At 71.5% G+C, this 25,259-nt stretch carries 23 protein-coding genes; 19 read left to right on the plus strand and 4 right to left on the minus strand.

Annotation, left to right across the window (positions count from 1 at the left end):
- Positions 1-30 precede the first annotated feature (30 nt).
- Positions 31-1,833: a glycoside hydrolase family 15 protein gene (locus OG584_RS28115; protein ID WP_405781954.1), complete on the minus strand. Its 1,803-nt coding sequence runs from the start codon at positions 1,831-1,833 to the stop codon at positions 31-33.
- Between the two features lie 449 nt (positions 1,834-2,282).
- Here OG584_RS28115 and OG584_RS28120 point away from each other — a divergent pair, with 449 nt between their 5' ends.
- The 11 genes from OG584_RS28120 (at position 2,283) to OG584_RS28170 (ending at position 15,130) form a co-directional block, all read left to right on the plus strand.
- Complete coding sequence (locus tag OG584_RS28120; RefSeq protein ID WP_405784316.1) at positions 2,283-3,953, plus strand: CTP synthase; 1,671 nt, start codon at positions 2,283-2,285, stop codon at positions 3,951-3,953.
- Between the two features lie 86 nt (positions 3,954-4,039).
- Positions 4,040-4,666 (plus strand): NUDIX domain-containing protein, encoded by a 627-nt coding sequence (locus OG584_RS28125; RefSeq protein WP_405781956.1) that lies wholly within the window; start codon positions 4,040-4,042, stop codon positions 4,664-4,666.
- A 211-nt stretch (positions 4,667-4,877) separates the two neighbouring features.
- Positions 4,878-6,875 carry a tetratricopeptide repeat protein gene (locus OG584_RS28130; RefSeq protein WP_405781957.1) on the plus strand — a complete coding sequence of 666 codons (1,998 nt, stop codon included), beginning with the start codon at positions 4,878-4,880 and terminating at the stop codon, positions 6,873-6,875.
- Positions 6,876-7,061: 186 nt separating this feature from the next.
- Entirely contained in the window at positions 7,062-8,177 is a 1,116-nt protein-coding gene (ald, locus tag OG584_RS28135; protein WP_405784318.1) for an alanine dehydrogenase, read from the plus strand.
- Positions 8,178-8,547: 370 nt separating this feature from the next.
- Positions 8,548-9,675, plus strand: coding sequence for a ParA family protein (locus OG584_RS28140; protein WP_405781959.1), 1,128 nt, complete (start codon positions 8,548-8,550; stop codon positions 9,673-9,675).
- Positions 9,672-10,226, plus strand: a complete 555-nt coding sequence (locus tag OG584_RS28145; RefSeq protein WP_405784320.1) for a hypothetical protein — start codon at positions 9,672-9,674, stop codon at positions 10,224-10,226. Before OG584_RS28140 ends, OG584_RS28145 begins: the two co-directional genes overlap by 4 nt.
- Before the next feature lie 54 nt (positions 10,227-10,280).
- A complete protein-coding gene (locus OG584_RS28150; protein WP_405781961.1) occupies positions 10,281-11,333 on the plus strand; it encodes a segregation and condensation protein A in 1,053 nt (350 codons plus the stop codon).
- Positions 11,330-11,983: an SMC-Scp complex subunit ScpB gene (gene scpB, locus OG584_RS28155; protein WP_405781963.1), complete on the plus strand. Its 654-nt coding sequence runs from the start codon at positions 11,330-11,332 to the stop codon at positions 11,981-11,983. The genes OG584_RS28150 and scpB overlap by 4 nt, the downstream gene beginning before the upstream one ends.
- Positions 11,983-13,170: a pseudouridine synthase gene (locus tag OG584_RS28160; protein ID WP_405781964.1), complete on the plus strand. Its 1,188-nt coding sequence runs from the start codon at positions 11,983-11,985 to the stop codon at positions 13,168-13,170. Before scpB ends, OG584_RS28160 begins: the two co-directional genes overlap by 1 nt.
- Positions 13,171-13,364: 194 nt before the next feature.
- Positions 13,365-14,084: an NUDIX hydrolase gene (locus OG584_RS28165; protein ID WP_405781966.1), complete on the plus strand. Its 720-nt coding sequence runs from the start codon at positions 13,365-13,367 to the stop codon at positions 14,082-14,084.
- On the plus strand, positions 14,081-15,130 hold the full coding sequence (locus tag OG584_RS28170) for an ADP-ribosylglycohydrolase family protein (RefSeq protein ID WP_405781968.1): 1,050 nt from the start codon (positions 14,081-14,083) through the stop codon (positions 15,128-15,130). Before OG584_RS28165 ends, OG584_RS28170 begins: the two co-directional genes overlap by 4 nt.
- A 117-nt stretch (positions 15,131-15,247) precedes the next feature.
- Here the strand turns inward: OG584_RS28170 and OG584_RS28175 are convergent, their stop codons facing one another.
- Positions 15,248-15,967, minus strand: a complete 720-nt coding sequence (locus tag OG584_RS28175) for a DNA polymerase beta superfamily protein (RefSeq protein ID WP_405781969.1) — start codon at positions 15,965-15,967, stop codon at positions 15,248-15,250.
- A gap of 143 nt (positions 15,968-16,110) precedes the next feature.
- Here OG584_RS28175 and aroH point away from each other — a divergent pair, with 143 nt between their 5' ends.
- The 5 genes from aroH to der all read left to right on the plus strand — a co-directional run bounded on the left by aroH (position 16,111) and on the right by der (position 20,572).
- Positions 16,111-16,473 (plus strand): chorismate mutase, encoded by a 363-nt coding sequence (gene aroH, locus OG584_RS28180; RefSeq protein WP_405781971.1) that lies wholly within the window; start codon positions 16,111-16,113, stop codon positions 16,471-16,473.
- A complete protein-coding gene (locus OG584_RS28185) occupies positions 16,470-17,555 on the plus strand; it encodes a prephenate dehydrogenase (RefSeq protein ID WP_405781973.1) in 1,086 nt (361 codons plus the stop codon). The genes aroH and OG584_RS28185 overlap by 4 nt, the downstream gene beginning before the upstream one ends.
- A 145-nt stretch (positions 17,556-17,700) precedes the next feature.
- A complete protein-coding gene (cmk, locus tag OG584_RS28190; RefSeq protein WP_405781975.1) occupies positions 17,701-18,417 on the plus strand; it encodes a (d)CMP kinase in 717 nt (238 codons plus the stop codon).
- Entirely contained in the window at positions 18,375-19,058 is a 684-nt protein-coding gene (locus tag OG584_RS28195) for a lysophospholipid acyltransferase family protein (protein ID WP_405781977.1), read from the plus strand. The genes cmk and OG584_RS28195 overlap by 43 nt, the downstream gene beginning before the upstream one ends.
- A gap of 65 nt (positions 19,059-19,123) precedes the next feature.
- Positions 19,124-20,572: a ribosome biogenesis GTPase Der gene (gene der / locus OG584_RS28200; RefSeq protein ID WP_405781979.1), complete on the plus strand. Its 1,449-nt coding sequence runs from the start codon at positions 19,124-19,126 to the stop codon at positions 20,570-20,572.
- Positions 20,573-20,638: 66 nt separating this feature from the next.
- On the opposite strand, the gene OG584_RS28205 is transcribed toward der, so the two are convergent.
- On the minus strand, positions 20,639-20,962 hold the full coding sequence (locus OG584_RS28205) for a hypothetical protein (protein ID WP_405781981.1): 324 nt from the start codon (positions 20,960-20,962) through the stop codon (positions 20,639-20,641).
- 170 nt (positions 20,963-21,132) lie between these two features.
- Entirely contained in the window at positions 21,133-21,927 is a 795-nt protein-coding gene (locus OG584_RS28210) for a hypothetical protein (protein WP_405781982.1), read from the minus strand.
- Between the two features lie 221 nt (positions 21,928-22,148).
- Between OG584_RS28210 and OG584_RS28215 the strand changes: the two genes are divergently transcribed.
- The 3 genes from OG584_RS28215 to OG584_RS28225 all read left to right on the plus strand — a co-directional run bounded on the left by OG584_RS28215 (position 22,149) and on the right by OG584_RS28225 (position 24,988).
- A complete protein-coding gene (locus OG584_RS28215; RefSeq protein WP_405781983.1) occupies positions 22,149-22,760 on the plus strand; it encodes a transglycosylase family protein in 612 nt (203 codons plus the stop codon).
- Positions 22,761-22,886: 126 nt separating this feature from the next.
- A complete protein-coding gene (locus tag OG584_RS28220; RefSeq protein WP_405781984.1) occupies positions 22,887-24,170 on the plus strand; it encodes a glycosyltransferase family 4 protein in 1,284 nt (427 codons plus the stop codon).
- Positions 24,167-24,988 carry a transferase gene (locus tag OG584_RS28225; protein ID WP_405781985.1) on the plus strand — a complete coding sequence of 274 codons (822 nt, stop codon included), beginning with the start codon at positions 24,167-24,169 and terminating at the stop codon, positions 24,986-24,988. The genes OG584_RS28220 and OG584_RS28225 overlap by 4 nt, the downstream gene beginning before the upstream one ends.
- Positions 24,989-25,259: the final 271 nt, after the last annotated feature.

Below are 25,259 nucleotides of genomic sequence, written 5' to 3' on the forward strand. Positions count from 1 at the left end.
AGGACACGAGATCTGGGAACCTGCATCGGGTCAGCCCCCGTAGGCCCCCGACGCGGTGAGCCGCAGTGCCGTGTCGATCAGCGGGACATGGCTGAAGGCCTGCGGGAAGTTGCCGACCTGGCGCTGGAGCCTGGGATCCCACTCCTCGGCGAGCAGCCCGAGATCGTTGCGCAGGCTCAGCAGCTTCTCGAAGAGCTTGCGCGCCTCATCCACCCGGCCGATCATCGCCAGGTCGTCGGCGAGCCAGAACGAGCAGGCGAGGAACGCTCCCTCGTCACCCTCCAGGCCGTCGACACCGGCCGCGCCGCCCGTCGTCGGATAGCGCAGCACGAAGCCGTCCGGTGTGGACAGCTCGCGCTGGATGGCCTCGACGGTGCCGATGACGCGCTTGTCGTCCGGCGGCAGGAACCCCATCTGCGGGATGAGCAGCAGCGAGGCGTCCAGCTCCTTCGAGCCGTAGGACTGCGTGAAGGTGTTGCGTTCCTTGTCGTAGCCGCGCTCGCAGACATCGCGGTGGATGTCGTCACGCAGCTCACGCCAGCGCTCCAGCGGACCGTCGGCGTCCCCCGACTCGATCAGTTTGATCGTCCGGTCGACGGCGACCCAGGCCATCACCTTGGAGTGCACGAAGTGCCGGCGCGGCCCGCGCACCTCCCAGATGCCTTCGTCCGGCTGGTCCCAGTGGTCCTCCAGATACCGGATCAGCTTGAGCTGAAGCAGGGATGCGTAGTCGCTGCGGGCCAGGCCCGTCATGTGAGCGAGGTGCAGGGCCTCGGTCACTTCGCCGTACACGTCCAGCTGGAGCTGTCCGGCCGCGCCGTTGCCCACCCGGACGGGGCCCGAGTTCTCGTAGCCCGGCAGCCAGTCCAGCTCCGCCTCGCCCAGCTCGCGCTCACCGGCGATCCCGTACATGATCTGCAGGTTCTCCGGGTCGCCCGCGACCGCCCGCAGCAGCCACTCGCGCCAGGCGCGGGCCTCCTCGCGGTAGCCGGTGCGCAGCAGCGACGAGAGCGTGATCGCCGCGTCCCGCAGCCAGGTGTAGCGGTAGTCCCAGTTGCGGGAGCCGCCGATGTCCTCCGGCAGCGACGTCGTCGGCGCGGCGACGATGCCGCCGGTCGGCGCGTAGGTGAGCGCCTTGAGGGTGATCAGCGAGCGGACCACGGCCTCCCGGTAGGGGCCGTGGTACGTGCACTGGTCGACCCAGTCGCGCCAGAAGTCCTCGGTCGCCACCAGCGAGTTCTCGGGCTCGGGCAGCGCGGGAGGGGCCTTGTGCGAGGGCTCCCAGCTGATGGCGAAGGCGATCCTGTCGCCAGGTCCGACGGTGAAGTCGGAGTACGTCGTGAGGTCCTCACCGTAGGTGTCGGCCGAGGTGTCCAGCCAGACCGAGTCGGGTCCCGCGACCGCGACCGTCCGCCCGTCCACCTTGTGGACCCAGGGCGTCACCCGCCCGTAGCTGAACCGCATCCGGAGCGCGGAGCGCATCGGGACGCGCCCACTCACCCCTTCCACGATCCGGATCAGCTGGGGGGCGCCGTCACGCGGTGGCATGAAATCCGTCACACGGACGGTGCCGCGCGGCGTGTCCCACTCCGATTCGAGGATCAGTGAGTCCCCGCGGTAGCGGCGCCGGTCCGCGACCGGCGGGCATGCCGAAGGGGCATGCGCCGGTCCCAGCCGCCAGAAACCGTTTTCCTCGGTTCCCAGCAGTCCGGCAAAGACGGCGTGCGAGTCGAAGCGGGGAAGGCAGAGCCAGTCGGCCGTGCCGTCCCGGCAGACCAGTGCGGCGGTCTGCATGTCTCCGATGAGTGCGTAATCCTCGATGCGCCCGGCCACGTGCAATCTCCAGTCGAACGGCCACGTCGCCCCGCGGGGCGCTTGTGTTGCAGTCAGGGGCTCTTTACTAAGCGCTGACGAGCGCCGACGGGCGCTGGTTCCGGAGACCGGGCGGGGGTGGTGCCGGTTTCCGGCCGTCTCGGCAGCGAGTGTCCGAGCAGGATACGACGCACCCAGGTGATCCGCATGACGCGCCCGGCAACCCGGCTGGGCCGAACGGGTGAGCGTTGGGTGACTGGATTGCGACCGTCCGGTGAAGCCTGACCTGTGCGTGCTCGATTCGATGCGGTGCGTGGCCGGAAGCGGTCTCCCGTCGTCGCTGATACCCTGGTGGCCCGTGGACCGGTGGTCATTACGCCCCGAACCGCAGCGACGGCACCCCCGGAAGTCTCCGGGGCCTCGTGCCGGTACGCAATCCAGATCGCGACCACGGGAGCCCCCTCTTGGCCATGCAGGCCCGCAACTCGACATCCGCGACGACCAAGCACATCTTCGTCACCGGGGGTGTCGCCTCCTCCCTCGGCAAGGGTCTGACCGCCTCCAGTCTCGGTGCGCTCCTCAAGGCCCGCGGCCTGCGGGTCACGATGCAGAAGCTCGACCCCTACCTCAACGTCGACCCTGGCACGATGAACCCGTTCCAGCACGGCGAGGTCTTCGTCACCAACGACGGCGCCGAGACCGACCTGGACATCGGCCACTACGAGCGTTTCCTCGACGTGGACCTCGACGGCTCGGCCAACGTGACCACCGGCCAGGTCTACTCCACGGTCATCGCCAAGGAGCGGCGCGGCGAGTACCTCGGTGACACCGTGCAGGTCATCCCGCACATCACCAACGAGATCAAGCACCGCATCCGCCGGATGGCCACGGACGATGTCGACGTCGTCATCACCGAGGTCGGCGGAACGGTCGGCGACATCGAGTCGCTGCCGTTCCTGGAGACCGTCCGCCAGGTCCGCCACGAGGTCGGCCGGGACAACGTCTTCGTCGTGCACATCTCACTGCTGCCCTACATCGGCCCCTCGGGCGAGCTGAAGACCAAGCCCACCCAGCACTCCGTCGCCGCGCTGCGCAACATCGGCATCCAGCCCGACGCCATCGTGCTGCGCGCCGACCGCGACGTACCGACCGCCATCAAGCGCAAGATCTCGCTGATGTGCGATGTCGACGAGGACGCCGTGGTGGCCTGCGTCGACGCCAAATCGATCTACGACATCCCGAAGGTCCTGCACACCGAGGGCCTGGACGCGTACGTCGTCCGCAAGCTCGACCTGCCGTTCCGCGATGTCGACTGGACGATCTGGGACGACCTGCTGGACCGTGTCCACAACCCCGACCACGAGGTCACCGTCGCCCTGGTCGGCAAGTACATCGACCTGCCCGACGCGTACCTCTCGGTCACCGAGGCCATCCGGGCCGGCGGCTTCGCCAACCGGGCCCGGGTCAAGGTCAAGTGGGTCGCTTCCGACGACTGCACGACGCAGGCCGCAGCGGAGAAGCAGCTCGCGGACGTCGACGCGATCTGCATCCCGGGCGGTTTCGGTGAGCGCGGCGTGGACGGCAAGGTCGGTGCGATCCAGTACGCCCGGGAGAACCGGGTCCCGCTGCTCGGCCTCTGCCTGGGTCTCCAGTGCATCGTCATCGAAGCGGCGCGCAACGTCGCGGGCATCCCCGACGCCAACTCCACCGAGTTCGACGCGGCGACCGGCCACCCGGTGATCTCCACGATGGAGGAGCAGCTGGCCTACGTCGAGGGCGCCGGCGACCTCGGCGGCACGATGCGGCTCGGCCTCTACCCGGCGAAGCTCGCCGAGGGCTCCCTCGTCCGCGAGGCGTACGAGGACCAGCCGTACGTCGAGGAGCGCCACCGCCACCGCTACGAGGTCAACAACGCCTACCGCGCCGAGCTGGAGACCAAGGCCGGTCTGGTCTTCTCGGGCACGTCCCCCGACAACAAGCTCGTCGAGTACGTCGAGTACGCCCGCGAGGCGCACCCCTACCTCGTCGCCACCCAGGCGCACCCGGAGCTGCGCTCCCGGCCCACCCGGCCGCACCCGCTCTTCGCGGGCCTGGTGAAGGCCGCTGTGGAGCGCAGGACGGGCAGCAAGAAGGTCAAGTAGGGCGCGCGCACGAGCGGCTACCGTGGACCGGGGCAGGGGCCTCATGAGCCCCCTGCCCCGGTTTCTGCTTTTGAGAGGACGCTTCCATGGCCATCAAGGACACCGCCGAGGAGTGGCAGGTCACCGCGACCACCACTCCCTTCACCGGGAACAAGACCAGCGTCCGAACCGACGACGTGGTGATGCCCGACGGCGCCGTCGTGCACCGTGACTACCAGGTCCACCCCGGCTCGGTGGCCGTGCTGGCGCTCGACGACGAGGGCAAGGTCATCGTCCTTCGCCAGTACCGCCACCCCGTACGCCAGAAACTCTGGGAGATCCCGGCCGGGCTGCTCGACATCCCCGGCGAGAACCCGCTGCACGCCGCGCAGCGCGAGCTCTGGGAGGAGGCGCACGTCAAGGCCGGGAACTGGCGGGTGCTCGCCGATGTGTACCCGACGCCGGGCGGCTGCGACGAAGCCGTACGGATCTTCCTCGCCCGTGACGTGTCCGAGGCCGAGGGCGCGCGCTTCGAAGTCTCCGAGGAGGAGGCGGACATGGAGCACGCGCGGGTCGAGCCGGCGGAGCTCGTCCGGGGCGCGCTCGCCGGTGAGCTGCACAACACCTGCCTGGTCGTGGGGGCCCTGGCGCTGACCGCCGCGCTGAACGGCGACGGCCTCGACGCGCTCCGCCCCGCCGACGCCCCCTGGCCCGCCCGGCCGTTCGAGGCGTAGACGGAACGGAACGGGGAAACACCCGGGAGAGCAAACGAAGAACACCCGGAGAGCAGCCGTCGGTCAATCTGATGATCCGTTGATCCGATCGAGGGACATCCCTACTGAGCCCGCCCTGCTCCACCTGGTTCGTCTGGATACGTGAACTACGCTCGGCACCGTCCCGTCCGGGTCCCCGGCGGGCCGGTGCGCAGGCGGACGGAGCGAGCCCGTGACGGATCAGGCGGTGGACGCGATCGACCGGGTCACGACTCCGGGCACCGGGCGGACCAACGGACACTTCGTCGGCAGGCAGCGGGAGTTGAAAGCGCTGCGCGCCGACATCGAACGCGCCGGTCTGGACACCATGGCCGGGCGCAAGGGCGCCCGCCCCCGGGTGCTGCTCATCGCTGGCAAGCCCGGTTCGGGGCGGAGCGCACTCGCCGCCGAACTGGCGGAGCAGCTCGCCACCGACTACCCGGACGGCGTGTTGCGGGCCGGCCTCACCACACCCGGCGGCGACCCGGTGCCCACCGGGGACACCGCCCGTCAGCTGCTCGGTGCGCTCGGGGTTCCCGCGCCCGCCGGCGCGGCCGACGACGACCTCACGGAGCGGGTGCGCGAGGCGCTCGCCGGGCGCCGGGTGCTGCTCGTCCTGGACGACGCGGCCGAGGCCGGCCAGGTCGACCCGTTCCTCCCCGACGTCTCGCGGTCCCTGGTCGTGGCCGTCTCCACCGGGCCGCTGACCGGTATCCCCGACGTCAGGCCGTGCACGCTCGGAGGCCTGGACACCGGCTCGGCCGTCGGCCTGCTGGAGAACTTCACGGGCGGGGTCCGCATCACCGTGGATCCCCGGACGGCCGAAGCGCTGGCCGAGGAGTGCGGGGGGCAGCCCGCCGCACTGGTGCTGCTCGGCGGCTGGCTCGCCGCCCGGCCCATGCTGTCGGTCGCGGATGCGGCGCAGCAGTTCCGGGGTCTGCCCGATGAAGCCGGTGGTCCCGCGGCCGGCCGGCCGCTGGCCCGCGCCTTCCGGTTCGTGTACGGCTCCCTCCCGCAGCCGGCCGCCCGGATACTGCGGCTGCTGGCACTCGCCCCCGCCGGGCTCGCCGACGCGCACACGGCGTCCGCGCTGGCCGGCTGCTCGGTGTCGGCCGCCCGTTCCACCCTGGAGGACTTCGCCGGACTCGGACTGCTCCGGGCGCGCCCGGAGGGCCAGTTCGAGGTGCCGGGCTGTCTCGCGCCGCTGCTGCGCGCGCTGATGGAGGACCAGGACCGGGCGCCCGAGGTGCAGCTGGCGCGGGCGCGGATGCTTGAGCGGACCGTGCGGCTGCTCCAGTCCTGCCGGGCGGTCACCGACCCCGACGGTTCCCCGTCCCGGCGGAAGCTGGCCGGGCTGCCCCGCACGCTGCGCTTCGCGAACGTCCCGGCCGCCGCTGAGTGGCTCAGGGTCAGGGAGCCCGCTCTGCTCGCGAGCGCTCGGCTCGCCGTCGCGGACGGTGAGCTCGACACGCTGGCCAGGCGCCTGGTCGCCGCTCTCGTACGGGCCCTATCCGCGCACCTCGGCGCCGAGGCCGCGGCTTCCCAGCTGTACGGGCTCCACCAGCTGGTACTCGGCGTCGCCGAACGGCGCGGCCTGCACCGGGAGCAGGCGGCGGCACTGCTCAATCTCGCCGATCTGGACGCGCGTACCGGCCGTACCCAGGACGCCCTGGCCCGCTACCGGGCCGCGCTGGACGCGGGACGCACCGCGAACGACCCGTACGCGACGGGCCGGGCGACGGAATCCGTCGGCGCCGCGTACCAGGAGCTGGGGGACTGGGAGCGCGCCTGTGACTGGTACGGACGGGCCCTGTCCCAGCGGCAGGCGCGCGGGGAGGCGGCCGACGAGTCCAGGCTCTACGGGCGCCTCGGGACCGTCCACACCTACGCGGGCCACTACACCGACGCGCTGCGGAGCTGGCGCGCCGCGGTGGCCGGATACCGGCGCACCGGGGATCTGCCCGGCCAGGCGCGGGCCCTCAGCGAGGTGGCCCGGGTGCAGGAGTACGCGGGGCGCCCCGACGAGTCGCTCCGTACCTGCACGGAGGCGGTGGAGTGGGCGCGGCGCGCCGACGACGTGCGGCTTCAGGCGGCGCTGCATCTCCGGCTGGCCGACACCCTGGAGCGGCTGGGTGACTCGGCTGCCGCGCGGCTGCACCGTGGTTCGGCTGAGAGATTGCTAGCTGATTAGAGATTTGCCTACGAAATCCGTGGTGTCTCGACTGAAGATTGATGCTTTGAAAGGCTAGACAGCGCGAAGTCCTTCATTAACACTGGTTCTGTCGCGTCCATCCGGGATGCCTCCAGCTCTGCTGTGCATAACCGGACATGTGCGTCATCTCCAGGAACATCCCCCAGATCAAGGACCGTGATCGACGTGCTGGTCGGCATCCCCCGCGAGGTCAAGAACAACGAGTTCCGGGTGGCCATCACCCCGGCAGGTGTGCACGAGCTGGTGCGCCACGGACATCAGGTCGTCATCGAGCAGAGCGCGGGTGTCGGCTCGGCGATCACCGATGCCGAGTACGTCGCCGCAGGGGCGCGCATCCTCCCCACGGCCGACGAGGTGTGGGCCGCCGCCGATCTGCTGCTGAAGGTCAAGGAGCCGATCGCCGAGGAGTACCACCGCCTCCGCAAGGACCAGACGCTCTTCACCTACCTGCACCTCGCCGCCTCCCGCGCGTGCACGGACGCGCTGCTGGAGTCCGGCACCACCGCGATCGCCTACGAGACGGTGGAGACGGCGAACCGCCAGCTGCCGCTGCTCGCCCCGATGTCCGAGGTGGCCGGGCGGCTCGCCCCGCAGGTCGGCGCGTACCACCTGATGCGCTCGGCGGGCGGCCGCGGTGTGCTGCCCGGCGGTGTGCCCGGTACGGCGGCCGGCGAGGCGGTCGTCATCGGCGGCGGCGTCTCCGGCTGGAACGCCACGCAGATCGCGATCGGCATGGGCTTCCACGTCACCCTGCTGGACAAGGACATCAACAAGCTCCGCGAGGCGGACAGGATCTTCGGCACCAAGGTGCAGACGATCGTGTCGAACGCGTTCGAACTGGAGAAGGCGGTCGTCGCGGCCGACCTCGTCATCGGCGCCGTACTCATCCCCGGAGCCAAGGCGCCGAAGCTCGTCACCAACGCGCTCGTCGCCAAGATGAAGCCCGGAAGTGTACTTGTCGACATTGCGATTGATCAGGGCGGCTGCTTCGAGGACTCCCGTCCGACCACGCACGCCGAGCCGACGTTCCAGGTTCACAACTCGGTGTTCTACTGCGTGGCGAATATGCCGGGTGCAGTGCCGAGTACGTCGACTTATGCCCTCACCAACGCCACGCTCCCGTACATCCTGGAGCTCGCGAACCGCGGCTGGGAGGACGCGCTGCGCCGCGACCCCGCGCTCGCGCTCGGCCTCAACACGCATGACGGGCAGGTCGTTTACCGTTCAGTGGCCGAGGACCTCGGTCTCCCGCACACCGAACTGGGCGCTCTGCTCGGCTGACCCGTCAACACGCGCCGTCAATCTCACGCAACCGGCCGGACCTTGCTTGCCGAGGTCCGGCCGTGTGCGTTTCTGTCCCTTTTGTTCCCCTCGTTCAACTCGCCGTGAACGTAACCCTTTAGCCGTTTCGTACACCCGCGAAACGTGCTGAGTGATCCCTGTACGCCCTTGACACCGGGGTGTTCTGTTGCCGACACATCGAGCCGGGTCCGGCGGATTGTGTTGCTGCGGAGTGGTGACACGCCATAGAGTCGCCCATCGTCGGCATGGTGCCACGCTGACCTATCGATAAAGTTTCCTGGTCACGTCCAAGGAGGTAAGACGACTTGTGAATGAGTCGACATTTACTCCCGGGGGTGGTCGACCAGGAATGCCTGCTCGGGGCCACGGCCCTGCGGGGCGCGAGGCTGTCGGCTCCGTCGCTGTCCGCGCCTCCGCGAGTCACCAGACCCACCAGCACATGACGACAGCCCACCAGAGTATGGACGGCCTACACGTGAACGCCAGGGCCGGCGACCGGAGTGGCGATTCGACCACCCATCTCGCCGTCTACAACGAGGTACCCGAGGGTCACTTCTACGACCCGGACGCCGAGTACGAGCCCGACCCGGAGTACGCGGCCACGCTCGCCCCGGACGCTGCCCGCCAGCGCCGCGAGCGGATCGGCCCGACCGGACGGCCGCTGCCGTACTTCCCGATCCCAGGACCGCTGACCGACCACGGTCCCGCCAAGATCATCGCGATGTGCAACCAGAAGGGCGGCGTGGGCAAGACCACGTCGACCATCAATCTGGGCGCCGCCCTCGCGGAGTACGGACGGCGGGTGCTGCTGGTCGACTTCGACCCGCAGGGCGCGCTCTCCGTCGGTCTCGGTGTGAACCCGATGGAGCTCGATCTCACCGTCTACAACCTGCTCATGGAGCGGGGCATGGCGGCGGACGAGGTCCTGCTCAAGACCGCAGTGCCGAACATGGACCTGCTGCCGAGCAACATCGACCTGTCGGCCGCCGAAGTGCAGCTCGTCAGTGAGGTCGCCCGGGAGTCCACGCTCCAGCGGGCGCTCAAGCCGCTGATGCAGGACTACGACTACATCGTGATCGACTGCCAGCCGTCGCTCGGTCTGCTGACCGTGAACGCGCTGACCGCCGCGCACAAGGTCATCGTGCCGCTGGAGTGCGAGTTCTTCGCGCTGCGCGGAGTGGCGCTGCTGACCGAGACCATCGAGAAGGTCCAGGAGCGGCTCAACCCCGACCTGGAACTCGACGGGATCCTGGCCACGATGTACGACTCCCGTACGGTGCACAGCCGCGAGGTGCTGGCACGTGTGGTCGAAGCCTTCGACAACCACGTGTACCACACAGTCATCGGCAGGACCGTGCGCTTCCCGGAGACCACGGTCGCCGGTGAGCCCATCACGACGTATGCCTCCAACTCGGTCGGTGCGGCCGCCTACCGCCAGCTCGCCAGGGAGGTGCTCGCCCGGTGTCACGCCGAGTGAGTCTGCCGGGGGCCGACGAACTGTTCCGTACGACCGGCGGTACGGCGCTCCAGTCGTCGTCCCCGCGGCGGCCGGTCAACGGCGATGCGCGGATCCCCGGGCCCGCAGGTGAGAGCGACCCGGCCGCTTCGGCCGCGCCGTCCTCCGAGCGGGCCGGCCCCGGCGGGGCCGAACACTCCACGGCCGGGGCGGAGACCACCGAGTCACGCGGCAGGACCGGCGAAGCGGATGCGGCCGCGGGCCGCAGAGCGCAGGAGGCCCGTCCCATGCCGGCGCCGGCCGCTCCGGCCGGCCAGCAGCGCCGTCGCGGTGGCGGCAGGGGGGCCAACCGGCGCCCCACCGGGCGCGAGCGGCACGACGAGAAGATCACGGTCTACGTCTCGGCCGAGGAACTGATGGACCTCGAACACGCGAGGCTGGTGCTGCGCGGTGAACACGGTCTCGCCGTGGACCGCGGACGCATCGTCCGCGAGGCGGTGGCCGTAGTGCTCGCCGATCTGGAGTCGCGCGGCGACGCCAGCATCCTGGTCCGGCGGCTGCGCGGGCGCTGAGCGGCTGCGCGCCGGTAACCTGCGCGCGCCCGTACTTCCGTACCCTGGACCGCGATGCCTGCTGCCGACGACTCAGTCCCGAACCGACGTCGCGCCCTGGGACGTGGTCCGGGGGCGCCGTCCGGGGTGCAGGGGGCGCCGGAGCCCGTCGGTGCGCCCGAGCCTGTCACGGAGGCGCCCGTACCCGTACCACCGCCGGGGCCGGAAGCCGCGACGCCCGCACCCGCGCCGGTACCCGAAGCCGCCGCACCGGCTCCCGTACCCCCTGACCCTCCGCTTCCGGCTCCGCCCGCCGGTGACCCCGACGAACCGCACGACGGCCGGTTCACGGTGCGGCTCACCAATTTCGAGGGTCCTTTCGACCTCCTCCTGCAGTTGATCTCCAAGCACAAGCTGGACATCACGGAGATCGCCCTGTCGAAGGTCACCGACGAGTTCATGGCGCACATCCGGGCCATGGGCGCGGAGTGGGATCTCGACCAGACCACCGAGTTCCTGGTGGTCGCGGCCACGCTCCTCGACCTGAAGGCGGCACGGCTGCTGCCCGCGGCCGAGATCGAGGACGAGGGCGACCTCGCGTTGCTCGAAGCGCGGGACCTGCTGTTCGCCCGGCTGCTCCAGTACCGCGCGTACAAGCAGATCGCGGACATCTTCAGCGACCGGCTCGAAGCGGAGGGCAAGCGGTATCCGCGCACCGTGGGCCTGGAGCCGCACCACGCGGCCCTGCTGCCCGAAGTCGTCATCAGCATCGGCGCCGACGGCTTCGCGAAACTCGCCGTGAAGGCGATGCAGCCGCGCGCCAGGCCGCAGATCTACGTCGACCACATCCACGCACCGCTGGTCTCCGTACAGGAGCAGGCCGAGATCGTGGTGGCCCGGCTGCGGTCCTGCGGCGAGGTGAGTTTCCACACCCTCACCGAGGACGCGGCGGACACCCTCACCGTGGTCGCCCGCTTCCTCGCCCTGCTGGAGCTCTACCGCGAGAAGGCGGTCGTCCTCGACCAGGCGGAGGCGCTCGGTGAACTGCTGGTGCGCTGGACCGGCGGTGACGGCGCGGAGCCCGTGGTGACCGATGAATTCGATCAAGTGGTGGAGGAGCCGGCATGAGTGATCTCAGGTCCGCGACGAGCGATCCCGGTCCGCCGGCGAGTGATCTCAAGCCCGCGCTCGAAGCGGTTCTGATGGTCGTCGACGAACCGGCGACCGAAGAACACCTGGCCAAGGTCCTGGACCGGTCCGGACGCGAGATCGCCGACGCGCTGCGGGAGCTCTCGGACGAGTACACGGTCGCGGGCCGCGGATTCGACCTGCGGCTCGTCGCGGGCGGCTGGCGGTTCTACACCCGTCCCGAGCACGCCGGGGCCGTCGAGAGCTTCGTTCTGGACGGGCAGCAGGCCCGGCTGACCCAGGCCGCGCTCGAGACCCTCGCGGTGGTCGCCTACCGCCAGCCGGTCAGCCGGTCCCGGGTCTCCGCGGTGCGCGGAGTGAACTGCGACGGGGTCATGAGGACCCTCCTCCAGAGGGGTCTGGTGGATGAGGCGGGCGCGGAACCCGAAACAGGTGCGATCCTGTACAGGACGACGAACTACTTTCTGGAGCGGATGGGCCTGCGAGGCCTGGACGAGCTCCCGGAGCTCGCGCCCTTCCTTCCCGAGGCGGATGCGATCGAGGCCGAGACACAAGAAGGTGTGCCGTCGTTCGATCCGGATGCACCGTACGGTCCGGACACCGACGCAGACGACAAGACGGAACTTTGATGCGAAGCAACGGCAGGAACAGCGGAACCGGCAACCGGGACAACCGGGGTACGGGCGGGAAGCCGCCCCGTCCGAAGTCCGGGGGTGCCGGCGGGGCGCGCGGCGACAAGCAGGAGGAGCGCCCGCGCCGGCCCCGTCCCGAGGAGCGCCGTTACGACGTCGGCACGAGTTCCTCCGACGACCAGGGCCGCAAGCCTTCGGGCGGCGGCCGGGGCGGCCCGGCGGCGGGCGGCAGGTCCGGCGGACAGACCGGCGGCAAGACGGCGGGCAGCCGCGGTGCGGCAGCCCGCGGCGGCGCCAAGGGCGGCCCGAAGAAGAGCCCGCAGGGCACGCCCCCGCGCCGAGGCCCGCACGGCCAGCGGGAGACCTCCAGGCCGCGCGAGCTCGACGCCAAGATCGAGGAGCGCAACAGGGAGCGGCACAGCAAGCCGCAGGTGAAGACCCCCAAGACCTTCCCCGGTGCCGAGGAGGAGGGCGAGCGCCTGCAGAAGGTGCTGGCCAGGGCCGGTATGGGTTCGCGCCGCGCCTGCGAGGAGCTCATCGAGCAGGCCAGGGTCGAGATCAACGGCGAGATCGTCATGGAGCAGGGTCGCCGGGTCCTGCCGAAGGACGAGATCAAGGTGGACGGTCTGACGGTCGCCACCCAGTCGTACCTCTTCTTCGCGCTGAACAAGCCGGCCGGTGTCGTCTCCTCGATGGAGGACCCGGACGGCCGCCAGAACCTGGGCGACTACGTCAACAACCGCGAGACGCGGCTGTTCCACGTGGGCCGGCTGGACACGGAGACCGAGGGCATCATCCTGCTCACCAACCACGGCGAGCTCGCCCACCGGCTGACCCACCCCCGGTACGGCGTGAAGAAGACCTATCTCGCCGCGATCCAGGGCCCGTTGCCGCGCGACCTCGGCAAGCGGCTCAAGGACGGCATCGAGCTGGAGGACGGGTACGCGCGCGCCGACCACTTCCGCGTCGTCGAGAACACCGGCAAGAACTACCTGGTCGAGGTGACCCTCCACGAGGGGCGCAAGCACATCGTCCGCCGGATGCTGGCCGAGGCCGGATTCCCGGTCGAGAAGCTGGTGCGGGTCAGCTTCGGCCCGATCCCGCTGGGCGACCAGAAGTCCGGCTGGCTGCGCCGCCTCACCAACACCGAGGTCGGCATGCTGATGAAGGAAGTCGGCCTGTAGGCACGGCCGCATCCGTCGCACCGGGAACCCGGTCCCCGCTCGCAGCGGGGGCCGGGTTCTCCCTTGTTCCGGCCCGCTCCCTGCTTTATAGTCATAGTGACCATAAATAAGGCGGGCGGCTGCCCGGACCGGGCCCACGGGGGTGGACCGGGCCCCGGACAGCCGTGCGCCGGCCGGGCCGGAGGGGGCCGCGTGTGAAGGGCTACGACCCCTACGCCTTCGAGCCGTTCGCCGTCGCCGTGGACCTGGCCGTCTTCACGGTCAGGGAAGGGGCGCTGCATGTCCTGCTGATCCGGCGCGGCGAGGAGCCGTACCGGGGGGCCTGGGCGCTCCCCGGCGGCTTCGTCCTGCCGGACGAGTCGGCCGACGAGGCCGCCAGACGCGAACTGGCCGAGGAGACCGGGCTGTCGGGGAAGACCGCTGCCGCGCTCCATCTGGAGCAGCTGAGGACGTACAGCGAGCCCGGCCGCGACCCCAGGATGCGGGTCGTGTCCGTCGCGTACGCCGCGCTGGTACCGGATCTGCCGGAGCCGCGGGGCGGCGGCGACGCGGCCCACGCACAGTGGATGCCCGCCCGTACGGAGCATGCACTGGCGTTCGACCACACCCGGATCCTGGCCGACGCCCACCGGCGGATCGGCGCCAGGATCGAGTACAGCTGCCTCGCCACCTCGTTCTGCCCGCCCGAGTTCACCCTCGGCGAGCTCCAGCAGGTGTACGAGACGGTCTGGGGCACCGTGCTCGACCGCCCCAACTTCCGCCGCAAGGTCCTCGCCAGCCCCGGCTTCGTCGAACAGGTGCCGGGGGCCGCGCGCCTCACGGGCGGCCGCGGCAAACCGGCCGCCGTCTACCGGGCCGGCCCCGCCACCGCACTCCACCCACCTCTGCTGCGCCCGGAAGGACGATCCGAATGAGCCTCGCCAGCCGTACGAGCCGGATGAGCACCGCCACCCGTCAGGCCGCCACGGGCGCCCTCACGGGCCTCGCCCTGGGGGACGCCCTCGGCTACCCCACCGAGTTCCACGGCATACCGGCGATCCTCGCCGCGTACGGCCCCTGGCGGGAGATGGAGCTGCCCCGCCCCGCGCTCGTCACCGACGACACCCAGATGACGCTCGCGCTGGGGCGGGCCCTGCGGACCGTGATGGACCGCGGGGTACTCGAACCGTCGGCGACGGCGGCGGCGGTTCGGCAGGAGTTCGTCTCCTGGTACCACTCGCCGGAGAACAACCGCGCGCCGGGAAACACCTGTCTGACCGCCTGCGGCCTCCTCGACAGCGACCGGCCCTGGCAGCAGGCGAGCCGGCTGCACTCCAAGGGGTGCGGGGCCAACATGCGGGTCGCACCGCTCGGGCTCGTACCCGGCCTGAGCACCGAACAGCGCGCGGGAGCGGCCCAGTTGCAGGCGGCGCTCACCCACGGCCACCCGACAGCGCTGGCCGCCAGTGACCTGACGGCGCACGCGGTGTTCCTGCTGGCGCAGGGGGCGGAGCCGACCGGGCTGGTGGGACAGCTGCGTTCGTACGCCATCGAGAACCGCACGCACTACCACGAGCGGTGGCTCGGCGACCTCTGGACGTACGCGGGAGACTCCGGGGGCGCAACCCCCGCCGACTTCATGGCGCGGGGCTGGGACGACTGCCTGGCCGTCCTGGACCGGCTCGTCGACGCGCTCCGCGCGCCCTCGCCCGAGACGGACCCGTGCCTGGCCACCGGGGAGGGCTGGATAGCCGAAGAGGCCCTGGCCACCGCGCTGCTCTGCTTTCTGCTCTTCCCCGGTGAACCGCTCCTCGCGCTGCGCCGGGCCGCCTGCACCAGCGGCGACTCGGACTCGATCGCCTGCCTGGCGGGGGCATTCGCCGGGGCACGGCTGGGCCCCGGCGCCTGGCCCCAGGAGTGGGCGGAGCGGATCGAGCACCACGGTGAACTGCTGGCGCTGGGCGCGCTCTGGGACACCTGAGCGGCTGGTGCCCGGCGGCCCGGCCGGGAGTGCCCCGGTGCCGCATCGACGCGCTGCACGCCGCCGTTCTCGACGCGGCACAGGCCTCCTCGCCTCCTCGCACCTGTCCGCCGGGAGTCAGCGCTCCATGACCTCGTCGTACGGACCCGGCCGGAGCGCCGACTCCCGGCGGACCCGGAACAGGAAGTCCTCGACCCGGGCGCGGTCCGGTTCCGACGGAAGCGGGGTGCGGGCGGCGGCCTCCTCGGCCTCTTCGGCCAGCCGGGACATCCACCGCTCGGACTCCTGCCACGTCAACTCGCCCCGTCTGACGGCGAGCAGCCGCTCCCGAGCATCGCCGACGTCTATCACCAGCTCGCCGGTGCGCAGCAGATCGCGGCAGGCGGCCATCAGCCGCAGCAGATGCATGGCGTGCTTCCAGCGCGGGGCACCGTGCTGCCGTACATCCGCCGCCAGCTTCGCCCGCTGGCTCAGCGCGTACCGCGAGAAGGTGCGGTGTACGGCGCGGGAGAGGAACGCGTCACGCAGGGAGAGGAGTTCACGGCCCGTGGCGTCGATGTGCTCGACGATCGGGGAGTGCAGACACTCCAGGATGTTGGGGTTGGCGGCCAGGGCCAGCTCGCAGAAGCGCTCCAGCTCCCAGGAGAACTGCTCGTCGGCCGGGCCCTCCACATGCGTCGGCGGTTTCCCGAAGCCCCAGAAGAGCGGAGTCGGCGCGAGGAAGACCCCGCGGCGGTCCGTGTCGCTGGCTTCGGTTGCCAGACCGAAGGCACGCGAACCCATCACACAGGAGTAGACGGTGTGGTCACGGACCAGGGTGCCGGGAGTGAGCCGCATGCCAAGAGGCTACGGGAGGCGCCGTGGGCCGCTGCCCGTCTCGCAGGGCGGGCGCGGAGGCCGAAGGCCCTGGGGCCTGACTACTCTGGACGGACCGGCGCGGCAGACGGGCCGCCGGTGTGCACAGGAGCGAGGAGCAGGACGTGGCGGTACGAGCGGTCAGGGGAGCGGTCCAGCTGGAGCGGGACGAGGCCGGGCACCTGGAGGACCAGGTCGCCGCCCTCCTCACGGCCATCCTGGAGCGCAACGGCCTCGGCGCCGACGACCTCATCAGCATCTGGTTCACCGCGACCCCCGATTTGCACAGCGCCTTCCCCGCGGCTGCCGCGCGCGGGCTCGGCATCACGGACGTCCCGCTGATCTGCGCCCAGGAACTGGACATCGCCGGGGCCATGCCGCGCGTCGTGCGGATCCTCGCGCACATCGAGAGTGATCTGCCCAAGTCCGGGATCACCCACGTCTATCTCGGCGCCGCCGGGGCTCTGCGCAAGGACATCGCCCAGTGAGGACCGCCCTGGTCATCGGGACCGGTCTGGTCGGCACCTCCGCGGCCCTCGCCCTCGCCGGCCGCGGCGTCACGGTCCACCTCGTCGATCACGACGCCGGCCAGGCCCGCACGGCCGCGGCGCTCGGCGCGGGTACCGACGAGCCGCTGGAAGGGCGGGCCGACCTCGCGATCGTCGCCGTGCCGCCCGCCCACGTCGCGGCCGCGCTGGCCGAAGCCATGCGGCGGGGCGCGGCCCGCGCCTACCTCGACGTGGCCAGTGTGAAGAGCGGGCCGCGCCGCGAGCTGGAGGCGATGGGCTGCGACCTGGCCCCGTACATCGGCACACACCCGATGGCGGGCAAGGAGCGCTCCGGTCCGCTGGCCGCGACCGCCGACCTCTTCGAGGGGCGTCCCTGGGTGCTCACCCCGACCCGGGACACCGACACCGAGGCGCTCAACCTGGCCCTGGAGCTCGTCGCGCTCTGCCGGGCGGTGCCCGTGGTCATGGACGCCGAGGCACACGACCGGGCCGTCGCCATGGTCTCGCACACCCCGCAGCTGATCTCCTCGATGGTCGCCGCCCGGCTGGAGGAGGCGGACGAGACGGTCGTACGGCTCTGCGGCCAGGGCATCAGGGACGTCACACGGATCGCCGCATCGGACCCCCGGATGTGGCTGGAGATCCTCTCGGCCAACCCCGGTCCTGTGGCGGACGTCCTGACCGGGGTCGCCGACGACCTGGACGAGACGGTACGGGCGCTGCGCGCCCTGCAGTCCGCCGACGAGGAGAAGCGGCGGAGCGGGGTGACGGGCATCGAGGATGTGCTGAAGCGGGGCAACGCCGGCCGGGCGCGGGTGCCGGGCAAGCACGGGGCCGCACCGGCCTCGTACGAGATCGTGGCGGTGCTCATCAGCGACCAGCCGGGGGAGCTGGCGAGGATCTTCGCGGACGCCGGGCGGGCCGGGGTCAACATCGAGGACGTACGGATCGAGCACGCGACCGGGCAGCAGGCGGGCCTGGTGCAGCTGATGGTGGAGCCCAGCGCGGCCCCCGGACTGGCCGCTTCGCTGAAGGAGCACGGCTGGTCGCTGCGCCAGTAGCCCCGCACCGCCCCGCACCCGCCCGGCCCGGCCCCGGTGCGGTGCGGGGCCGCCGCCGGACGGCGTAACGGGACGGCCGCCCCAGCCAGTAACCTTGTGCGGGGCGCACCTGCGCCCCGCACATACCGCCCCGTGAAGCAGGAAGGTGTCCGTCACCGTGGAAACCGCCGCCCGGAACGCCCCGGCAGCAGTGATCGTCGCCATCGACGGCCCCTCCGGCACGGGCAAGTCCAGCACGTCGAAGGCCGTCGCGGCCAAGCTCGGCCTGAGCTACCTGGACACGGGTGCCCAGTACCGGGCGATCACCTGGTGGATGATCAGCAACGGGATCGACGTGCAGGACGCCGCGGCCGTGGCCAACGCCTCGGCGAAGCCCGCCATCGTCTCGGGCACGGACCCGTCGGCCCCGACCATCACGGTCGACGGCGCCGACGCCTCGGGCCCCATCCGCACCCAGGAGGTCACCTCCAAGGTCAGCGCGGTGAGCGCGGTGCCCGAGGTGCGGGCCCGGATCACGGAACTGCAGCGTGACATCGCCGCCGCGGCCGAGGGCGGCATCGTCGTCGAGGGCCGCGACATAGGGACCACCGTGCTGCCGGACGCGGACCTGAAGGTGTTCCTGACGGCTTCCCCCGAGGCGCGGGCCGCCCGCCGCAGCGGTGAGCTGAAGGGCAGCCAGGCCGCCGGCCTCACCGCCACCAGGGACGCCCTCGTCAAGCGTGACGCGGCCGACTCCAGCCGTAAGACATCGCCCCTGGCCAAGGCGGACGACGCCGTCGAGGTCGACACCACGGAGCTGACCCTTCAGCAGGTCATCGAGTGCGTCGTCACCCTCGTCGAGGAGAAGCGGGCCGCCAGGTGACCCCACCCGGGCCACGCGGTGCCGCGGTCGGGCGGGGCATCGGCATCGGGCTGATGTACGGCCTGTGGCGGCCCCGCGTCCTCGGCGCGTGGCGGGTCCCGTCGAGGGGCCCGGTCATCATGGCGGTGAACCACTCGCACAACATCGACGGGCCCATGCTGATGGGAACCGCACCCCGGCCGGTGCACTTCCTGATCAAGAAGGAGGCGTTCACCGGCCCACTCGACCCGTTCCTGCGCGGAATCGGGCAGCTGAAGGTGGACCGTACGACCGCCGACCGTGCCGCGGTGACGGACGCACTCGGGGTGCTCGCCGGCGGGGGAGTGCTCGGGATATTCCCCGAGGGCACCAGGGGCGAGGGCGATTTCGCCTCGCTGCGCACGGGGCTCGCGTACTTCGCGCTGCGCGCGGGCGCGCCGATCGTCCCGGTGGCCGTCCTGGGCAGCACGGAACGCGGTGGGCGCCTCGTCAAGGCGCTGCCGCCGCTGCGCAGCAAGGTCGACGTCGTGTTCGGCGAGGCTTTCGACGCCGGTGACGGCAGCGGACGGCGTACACGCGGGGCGCTGGACGAGGCCACCGCAAGGATCCAGCGGCGGCTCACCGCCCACCTGGAAAGTGCCAGGCGCCTCACCGGGCGCTGAGCGAGACTTGAGTAGTGGACCGCGCAACCGCGGTCCATCGATGACGCAACAGAGGAACGGACTTCATGAACGACCAGCACGACCACGGAGCACTCGGCGACGCCGAGTACGCGGAGTTCATGGAGCTCGCCGCGGAAGAGGGCTTCGACGCCGTAGACGTCGAAGGCGCTCTTGAGGAGGCGTCCCACGGCCCCCTGCCCGTCCTCGCTGTCGTCGGCCGGCCGAATGTCGGCAAGTCGACCCTGGTGAACCGCATCATCGGCCGCCGTGAGGCGGTCGTCCAGGACAAGCCCGGCGTCACCCGCGACCGCGTCTCGTACGAGGCCGAGTGGGCCGGCCGCCGCTTCAAGGTCGTCGACACCGGCGGCTGGGAGCAGGACGTCCTGGGCCTGGACGCCTCCGTCGCGGCCCAGGCCGAGTACGCCATCGAGACCGCCGACGCCGTGGTCTTCGTCGTCGACTCGACGGTCGGCGCGACCGACACGGACGAGGCCGTCGTCAAGCTGCTGCGCCGGGCGGGCAAGCCCGTGGTGCTCTGCGCCAACAAGGTCGACGGGCAGAGCGGCGAGGCCGACGCCAGTACCCTCTGGTCGCTCGGTCTCGGCGAGCCGCACCCCGTCTCCTCGCTGCACGGCCGCGGCACCGGCGACATGCTGGACGCCGTACTCGAAGCGCTCCCCGAGGCCCCGGAGCAGACCTTCGGGAACACGGTCGGAGGACCGCGCAGGATCGCCCTCATCGGCCGCCCGAACGTCGGCAAGTCCTCGCTGCTCAACAAGGTCGCGAACGAGGACCGGGTCGTCGTCAACGCGATGGCGGGCACCACCCGTGACCCGGTGGACGAGCTGATCGAGCTCGGCGGCATCGTCTGGAAGTTCATCGACACGGCCGGCATCCGCCGCCGGGTGCACCTCCAGGAGGGCGCGGACTACTACGCGTCGCTGCGTACCGCGGCAGCCGTGGAGAAGGCCGAGGTCGCGGTCATCCTGATCGACGCCACCGAGTCCATCAGCGTCCAGGACCAGCGCATCGTCACCATGGCTGTCGAGGCGGGCCGTGCGATGGTCCTCGCCTTCAACAAGTGGGACGACCTCGACGAGGAGCGCCGCTACTACCTGGAGCGGGAGATCGAGAGCGAGCTCGCGCAGGTCGCCTGGGCTCCCCGGGTGAACGTCTCCGCACGCACCGGGCGCCACATGGAGAGGCTGGTCCCGGCGATCGAGACCGCCATCAAGGGCTGGGAGACCCGGATCCCCACCGGCCGTCTCAACGCCTTCCTCGGCGAGATCGTCGCGGCGCACCCGCACCCGGTCCGCGGCGGAAAGCAGCCGCGCATCCTCTTCGGGACGCAGGCCGGCACGATGCCGCCGCGGTTCGTCCTCTTCGCCTCCGGCTTCCTGGAGGCCGGCTACCGGCGCTTCATCGAGCGCCGCCTGCGCGAGGAGTTCGGCTTCGACGGCACGCCGATCCACATCTCGGTCCGGGTGCGCGAGAAGCGCGGCCGCAACAAGTAGCCAGGAGTGCCGCGGGCCGGATGCCCGGCCCGCGGCACCTGCCGGGGCCACCGGCGGCCGGGCGGGTCACAGGCCTCTGCGCGGGCCCGGCGGCAGCGCGGCCCGCGCATGCCCCCCGGTGTTCTGGCGCTGCCAGGTGCCGGGACTCTCCGGCGGCCGCTGTGTGCCGCCGCCTCCGTGCGCCCCGGTGCCATGCATTCCGGTTCCGTGCATACCCGTGCCGTGCAGGCCGGTCCCGTGCATACCCGTGCCGAAGGCCGTGAAGCCGGTGTGTTCCTCGTTGTTCCGGTCGCCGGGGAGCGTACGGAAGGATCTGCGGTACTCGGCGTAGAGCGCGTCGTAGATCGGTGTGGCGGAACGGTGCCCCGTCGGGTCCTGCGACGGTCGCATCGCGGGGATCGGGGTCGGGTACGGCTGGCGGCTCGGCTCGTATGGGTGCACGTAGGGGCCAACGAACCCCGGGCTCTTCGGATGCGGGCGGACAGCAGCGGATTTTTCTACGCATAAACGCCCATAGCCCCCAGGCCGGAAGCGGCAGGGGGCCATGGGCGGAGGGTCACTCAGGTGCCGGCCAGCGGAAGAGCGGCGGCCACCAGGGCGCCCCGCATCGCCGCCCGCTCCAGAGCATCACGCAGCAGATCCTCGCGCCCCTGCTGCCCGATCGACCCCGCGGGCGCCGCGAAGACCAGCACCGTGTGCGACTTGTTGGCGGCCGCCCGCCAGCCGTCGGTCACATGGAGCGGCTGGTGCGCCTGCCACCAGGAGACGGGGCTGCCGCCTCCCGTGCCCGGCTGGAGGATGGCGTGCAGCTGCCCCATGGCGAGCAGCACGGACCAGCCCGGCAGAGCACCGGGCGCCCGGCTCAGATCGGCGACGGGCAGGAACCCCTGCTCGGTGAGGAGCTGCAGGAAGTCGTCCCCCGTACCGGTGGAGCCGGGCCGGACGACGGGAGCGGTCGGTTCGACGACGAGCGCCGGGTGGAGCTCGTCCCCGATCAGCACGAGACCGCTGGTGATGCCGAGCACGGCCTGCTCCGGCGCCGCGGCGGCCGGCGGGACCTGACCCTGCGGGGCGCCGCTCTCGCCCGTGATGCTCCGCACTGCTCCCTGGAGCTGTGTCTCGGAGACCTTGACGACCTGGGAGGGAATGCAGGTGGCGTGGGCGAAGGCGAGCACGGCGGTCTCGTCGCCGACGAACAGTACCGTGCTGGTGCGCTCCTGCTCGGAGTCTCCGGCGGTACGGCAGGAGGTGCAGTCGTAGCTGCCCGGGGCATTGTCCCCGGCGAGCAGGAGATCGGCTTCTTCGTCGCCGATCTCGGCACGTACGTCCTGGCTGACGTCGAGCATGCGCGGCACGGGTGGCTCCTCGAACTCGGTGCGTGCGCCGGCCAATTCCCGGCCGACAAGAGAACAACGGGAGACCCGCTGCCGGGGTCACGCGCAAAGGGCGAGGGAATCGAACCGGTCATGAAATCGAACTGGCCCCGGGAGGCGTCAGGTCCGCCGACCGGGTGGGGAAGCCGACGCCCGCCGCGCGGCACGATCATCATCCGATCCGATCTGTTTAGCGTGGCCCGATGCAGACCCCTCGTGTGTGGCCCGCCGCCCTGCTGGCCCTGCTGGTCGCCCTGGCGCCGTCCGGTGCCCACGCGGCGCCGCTGCACGGCGCCGTGGCCTCCGCTCCGGCGCCGGGCTCCGCACCGCTGCCGTGCACCGGCGACGCGCGGCCCTGGGGATGCCTCGCAGACTGTGAGAGCGGCGGCCGCTGGGACGCCAACACCGGCAACTCCTTCTACGGCGGGCTGCAGATCCTCCAGTCGACCTGGGTCGCGAACGGCGGTCTCACGTACGCCCCACGAGCCGATCTGGCCACCCGGGAGGAACAGATCGCCGTCGCGAAGAAGATCCTCGCCTCCCAGGGCTGGCAGGCCTGGCCGGTCTGCTCCAAGCGGTACGGCTTCGGCGCCCAGGACGGCCTCGGCGCGCAGGAGCGTCCGGCCCGGCCGGCGGGCCGGAGCCATGTCGTGGCGTCCGGCGAGAGCCTCAGCTCGATCGCCCGGCGCCACCACGTCAGGGGCGGCTGGCCCGCGCTCTACCGGGCGAACGCCCGCTCCGTCGGGGCGCACCCCGACCGCCTCGCCGTCGGCACCCGGCTGACGCTGCCCGCCACGGCCGGGGGCTCCGCCTGAGCGGCCGGAGGGCCGCCGAGTAAAGTCCCTCCCACGGCATCACGGGGGGAATCCGGGCGCCGGGACGCCGGGGATGCCGCAGGCCCCCGGGCACAGGGCGGGCAACGCGGGGGACACGACGGCGACATGCACATATCTTTCATGCTCCACAACGCCTACGGCATCGGCGGCACGATCCGGACGACCTTCACCCTCGCCGGGACGCTGGCCGAGCAGCACGACGTGGAGATCGTGTCCGTCTTCCGGCATCTCGACCGGCCGACACTGGGCGCCCCCGCCGGGGTACGCATGAGTCATCTCGTCGATCTGCGCAAGGAGAGCGCGGACTTCGCCGGTGACGATCCGCACCACTCAAGACCCGCCACCGTCTTTCCCCGCGGGGACCACCGCCACCGCCAGTACAGCCGGCTCACGGACACCCGGATCGCCGGGTACCTGAAGTCCGTCGAGGCGGACGTCGTCGTCGGTACCCGTCCGGGCCTCAACGTGCAGATAGCCCGCCAGACACGGCGCGGACCGGTCCGTATCGGCCAGGAGCACCTCACACTCGACAGCCACAACGCCCTGCTGCGCCGCGAGATCGGTTACCGCTACGGGCTGCTGGACGCGGTCACCACGGTCTCCGAGGCCGACGCGCACGCCTACCGCACCCGGCTGGCCGTTCCCGGCCTGCGGATCGAGGCCATACCCAACAGCGTTCCCGAGCCGGTACTCGCGGCGTCCGGCACCACCGCGAAGTGGGTCGTGGCAGCGGGCCGGCTGACCGAGACGAAGCGGTTCGACCTGCTGATACGGGCCTTCGAGCAGGTGGTGGCGGTCCGCCCGGACTGGCGGCTGCGCATCTACGGCAGCGGTGACGCCAGCGGCAACGAGAAGGGTGCGCTGCGGGCCCTGATCAACGAACTGGGGCTGTACAACCATGTGTTCCTGATGGGCCCGGCCAACCCGATCGAGGCCGAATGGGTCAAGGGCTCGGTGGCCGTGGTCACTTCGCGTCTTGAGTCCTTCGGCATGTCGCTCGTCGAGGCCATGCGCTCGGGCCTGCCCGTCGTCTCCACCGACTGCCCGCACGGCCCCCGCGAAATCATCAGCGACGGCACCGACGGACGCCTGGTGCCCGTCGGCGACACCGGGGCCATCGCGTCGGCGCTCCTGGAACTGATCGAGGACGACGCGCTGCGCGCCGCGATGGGAAGGGCCGCGCGCTCCAGTTCGGCGCGCTTCGACCCCGCGCCGGTCGCGGCACGCCACGAGGCGCTCTTCGCCGGACTGGCCGCCGGTCGCGGCGGCGGACCGGCCCGTGGCGCGCTGCGCGACTGGCTGCTGCGCGCCCGTGGCACGGCAGGGAGCAGAGCGTACGGACTCCGGCACCGGGTCTCCGGTGCGGTGCGAAGGAGGAGGGCCGCATGACCGGGACCGCTGAGGGGCTGCCGGCCTACGCCGTCGACTGCACGGCCGGTGCCGACGGAAGCATCGCCTTCGCCGTCACAGTGACCGGCCCGACCGGTCTCGTACTGAAGCGGCGGAACTCCGGTGACCTGGTCCGGCTGGCGCTCACGGAGGCATCCGACGGCGCGTGGTCGGCGGTACTCGAGGCCGGCGCCGAGCTCGGGGAGGGCCGCTGGGACGTCTTCACGGAGGGCGGCCCTGCCGGGGAACAGCGGGTCGAGCCGGGTCTCAGAGACCTGCGGCACCTGATCGGCCGCACACCGGGGCCCGCCGCGACGACGGTGGCCGCACGCGTCCCGTACCGGACGGCCGAAGGGAAGCTCGCGCTCCGCGGCTGGTCCCGCTCACCGCACGCCGAAGCGGGTGACCTCACCGTCCGGGACAGCGCGCTGACGGTCCGGGGGCAGCTGTACGGGGCGGAGACCGGCGTGGACGCGGTGATCGAGGCGCGGCTGCGCGGCGCACCGGGGCAGGTGCACAGGGAACCCGTGCTGACGGGCGGTGGGGGAGCGTTCAGCTGCACACTGCCGTACGGGCCCCTGGCCGGGGGCGACGGTGACGACCCCCGGTTCTGGGACCTCTGGCTGCGGCCCGCGGGTGCGGCGGACAGCGGGCGGGGTGTCCGCATCAGCCGGATCCTCGACGACCTCGCCGGCCGCAAGTCCGTGTTCGTCTACCCGGGCTCCCCGTGCGGCGGTGCGGACCGGGGCGCCACGGCGACGCCGTACTACACGGTGGACAACGACCTCAGCGTGCGGATCGACCCGGGGGAACACTGAGAGGCCAGGACGGCCCCGTCCGTTCCCGGAGCCTTGGCCCCGGCCCGGTGGGGAGCCGGGCCCGGTGCCGCGGCCGGTTCGGTCGGCCGTGTGCTCACGGTCGGCCAGCCGCGCAACGCCGCTCCGGGACGGATGCGGAAGCGTTCTGCCGAGCCGTTGACCGTCCGCACCGGCGCCGAGGTGGCCGGGCCGGAGCGCACCGGCCGCCGTCTCGGTCCGCACCACCGGCGGACACGTACCGCATCGGTGTCCGTACTTCTCGAAATGGCCC

Source organism: Streptomyces sp. NBC_00859, assembly GCF_045161865.1.
Lineage (GTDB): Bacteria > Actinomycetota > Actinomycetes > Streptomycetales > Streptomycetaceae > Streptomyces.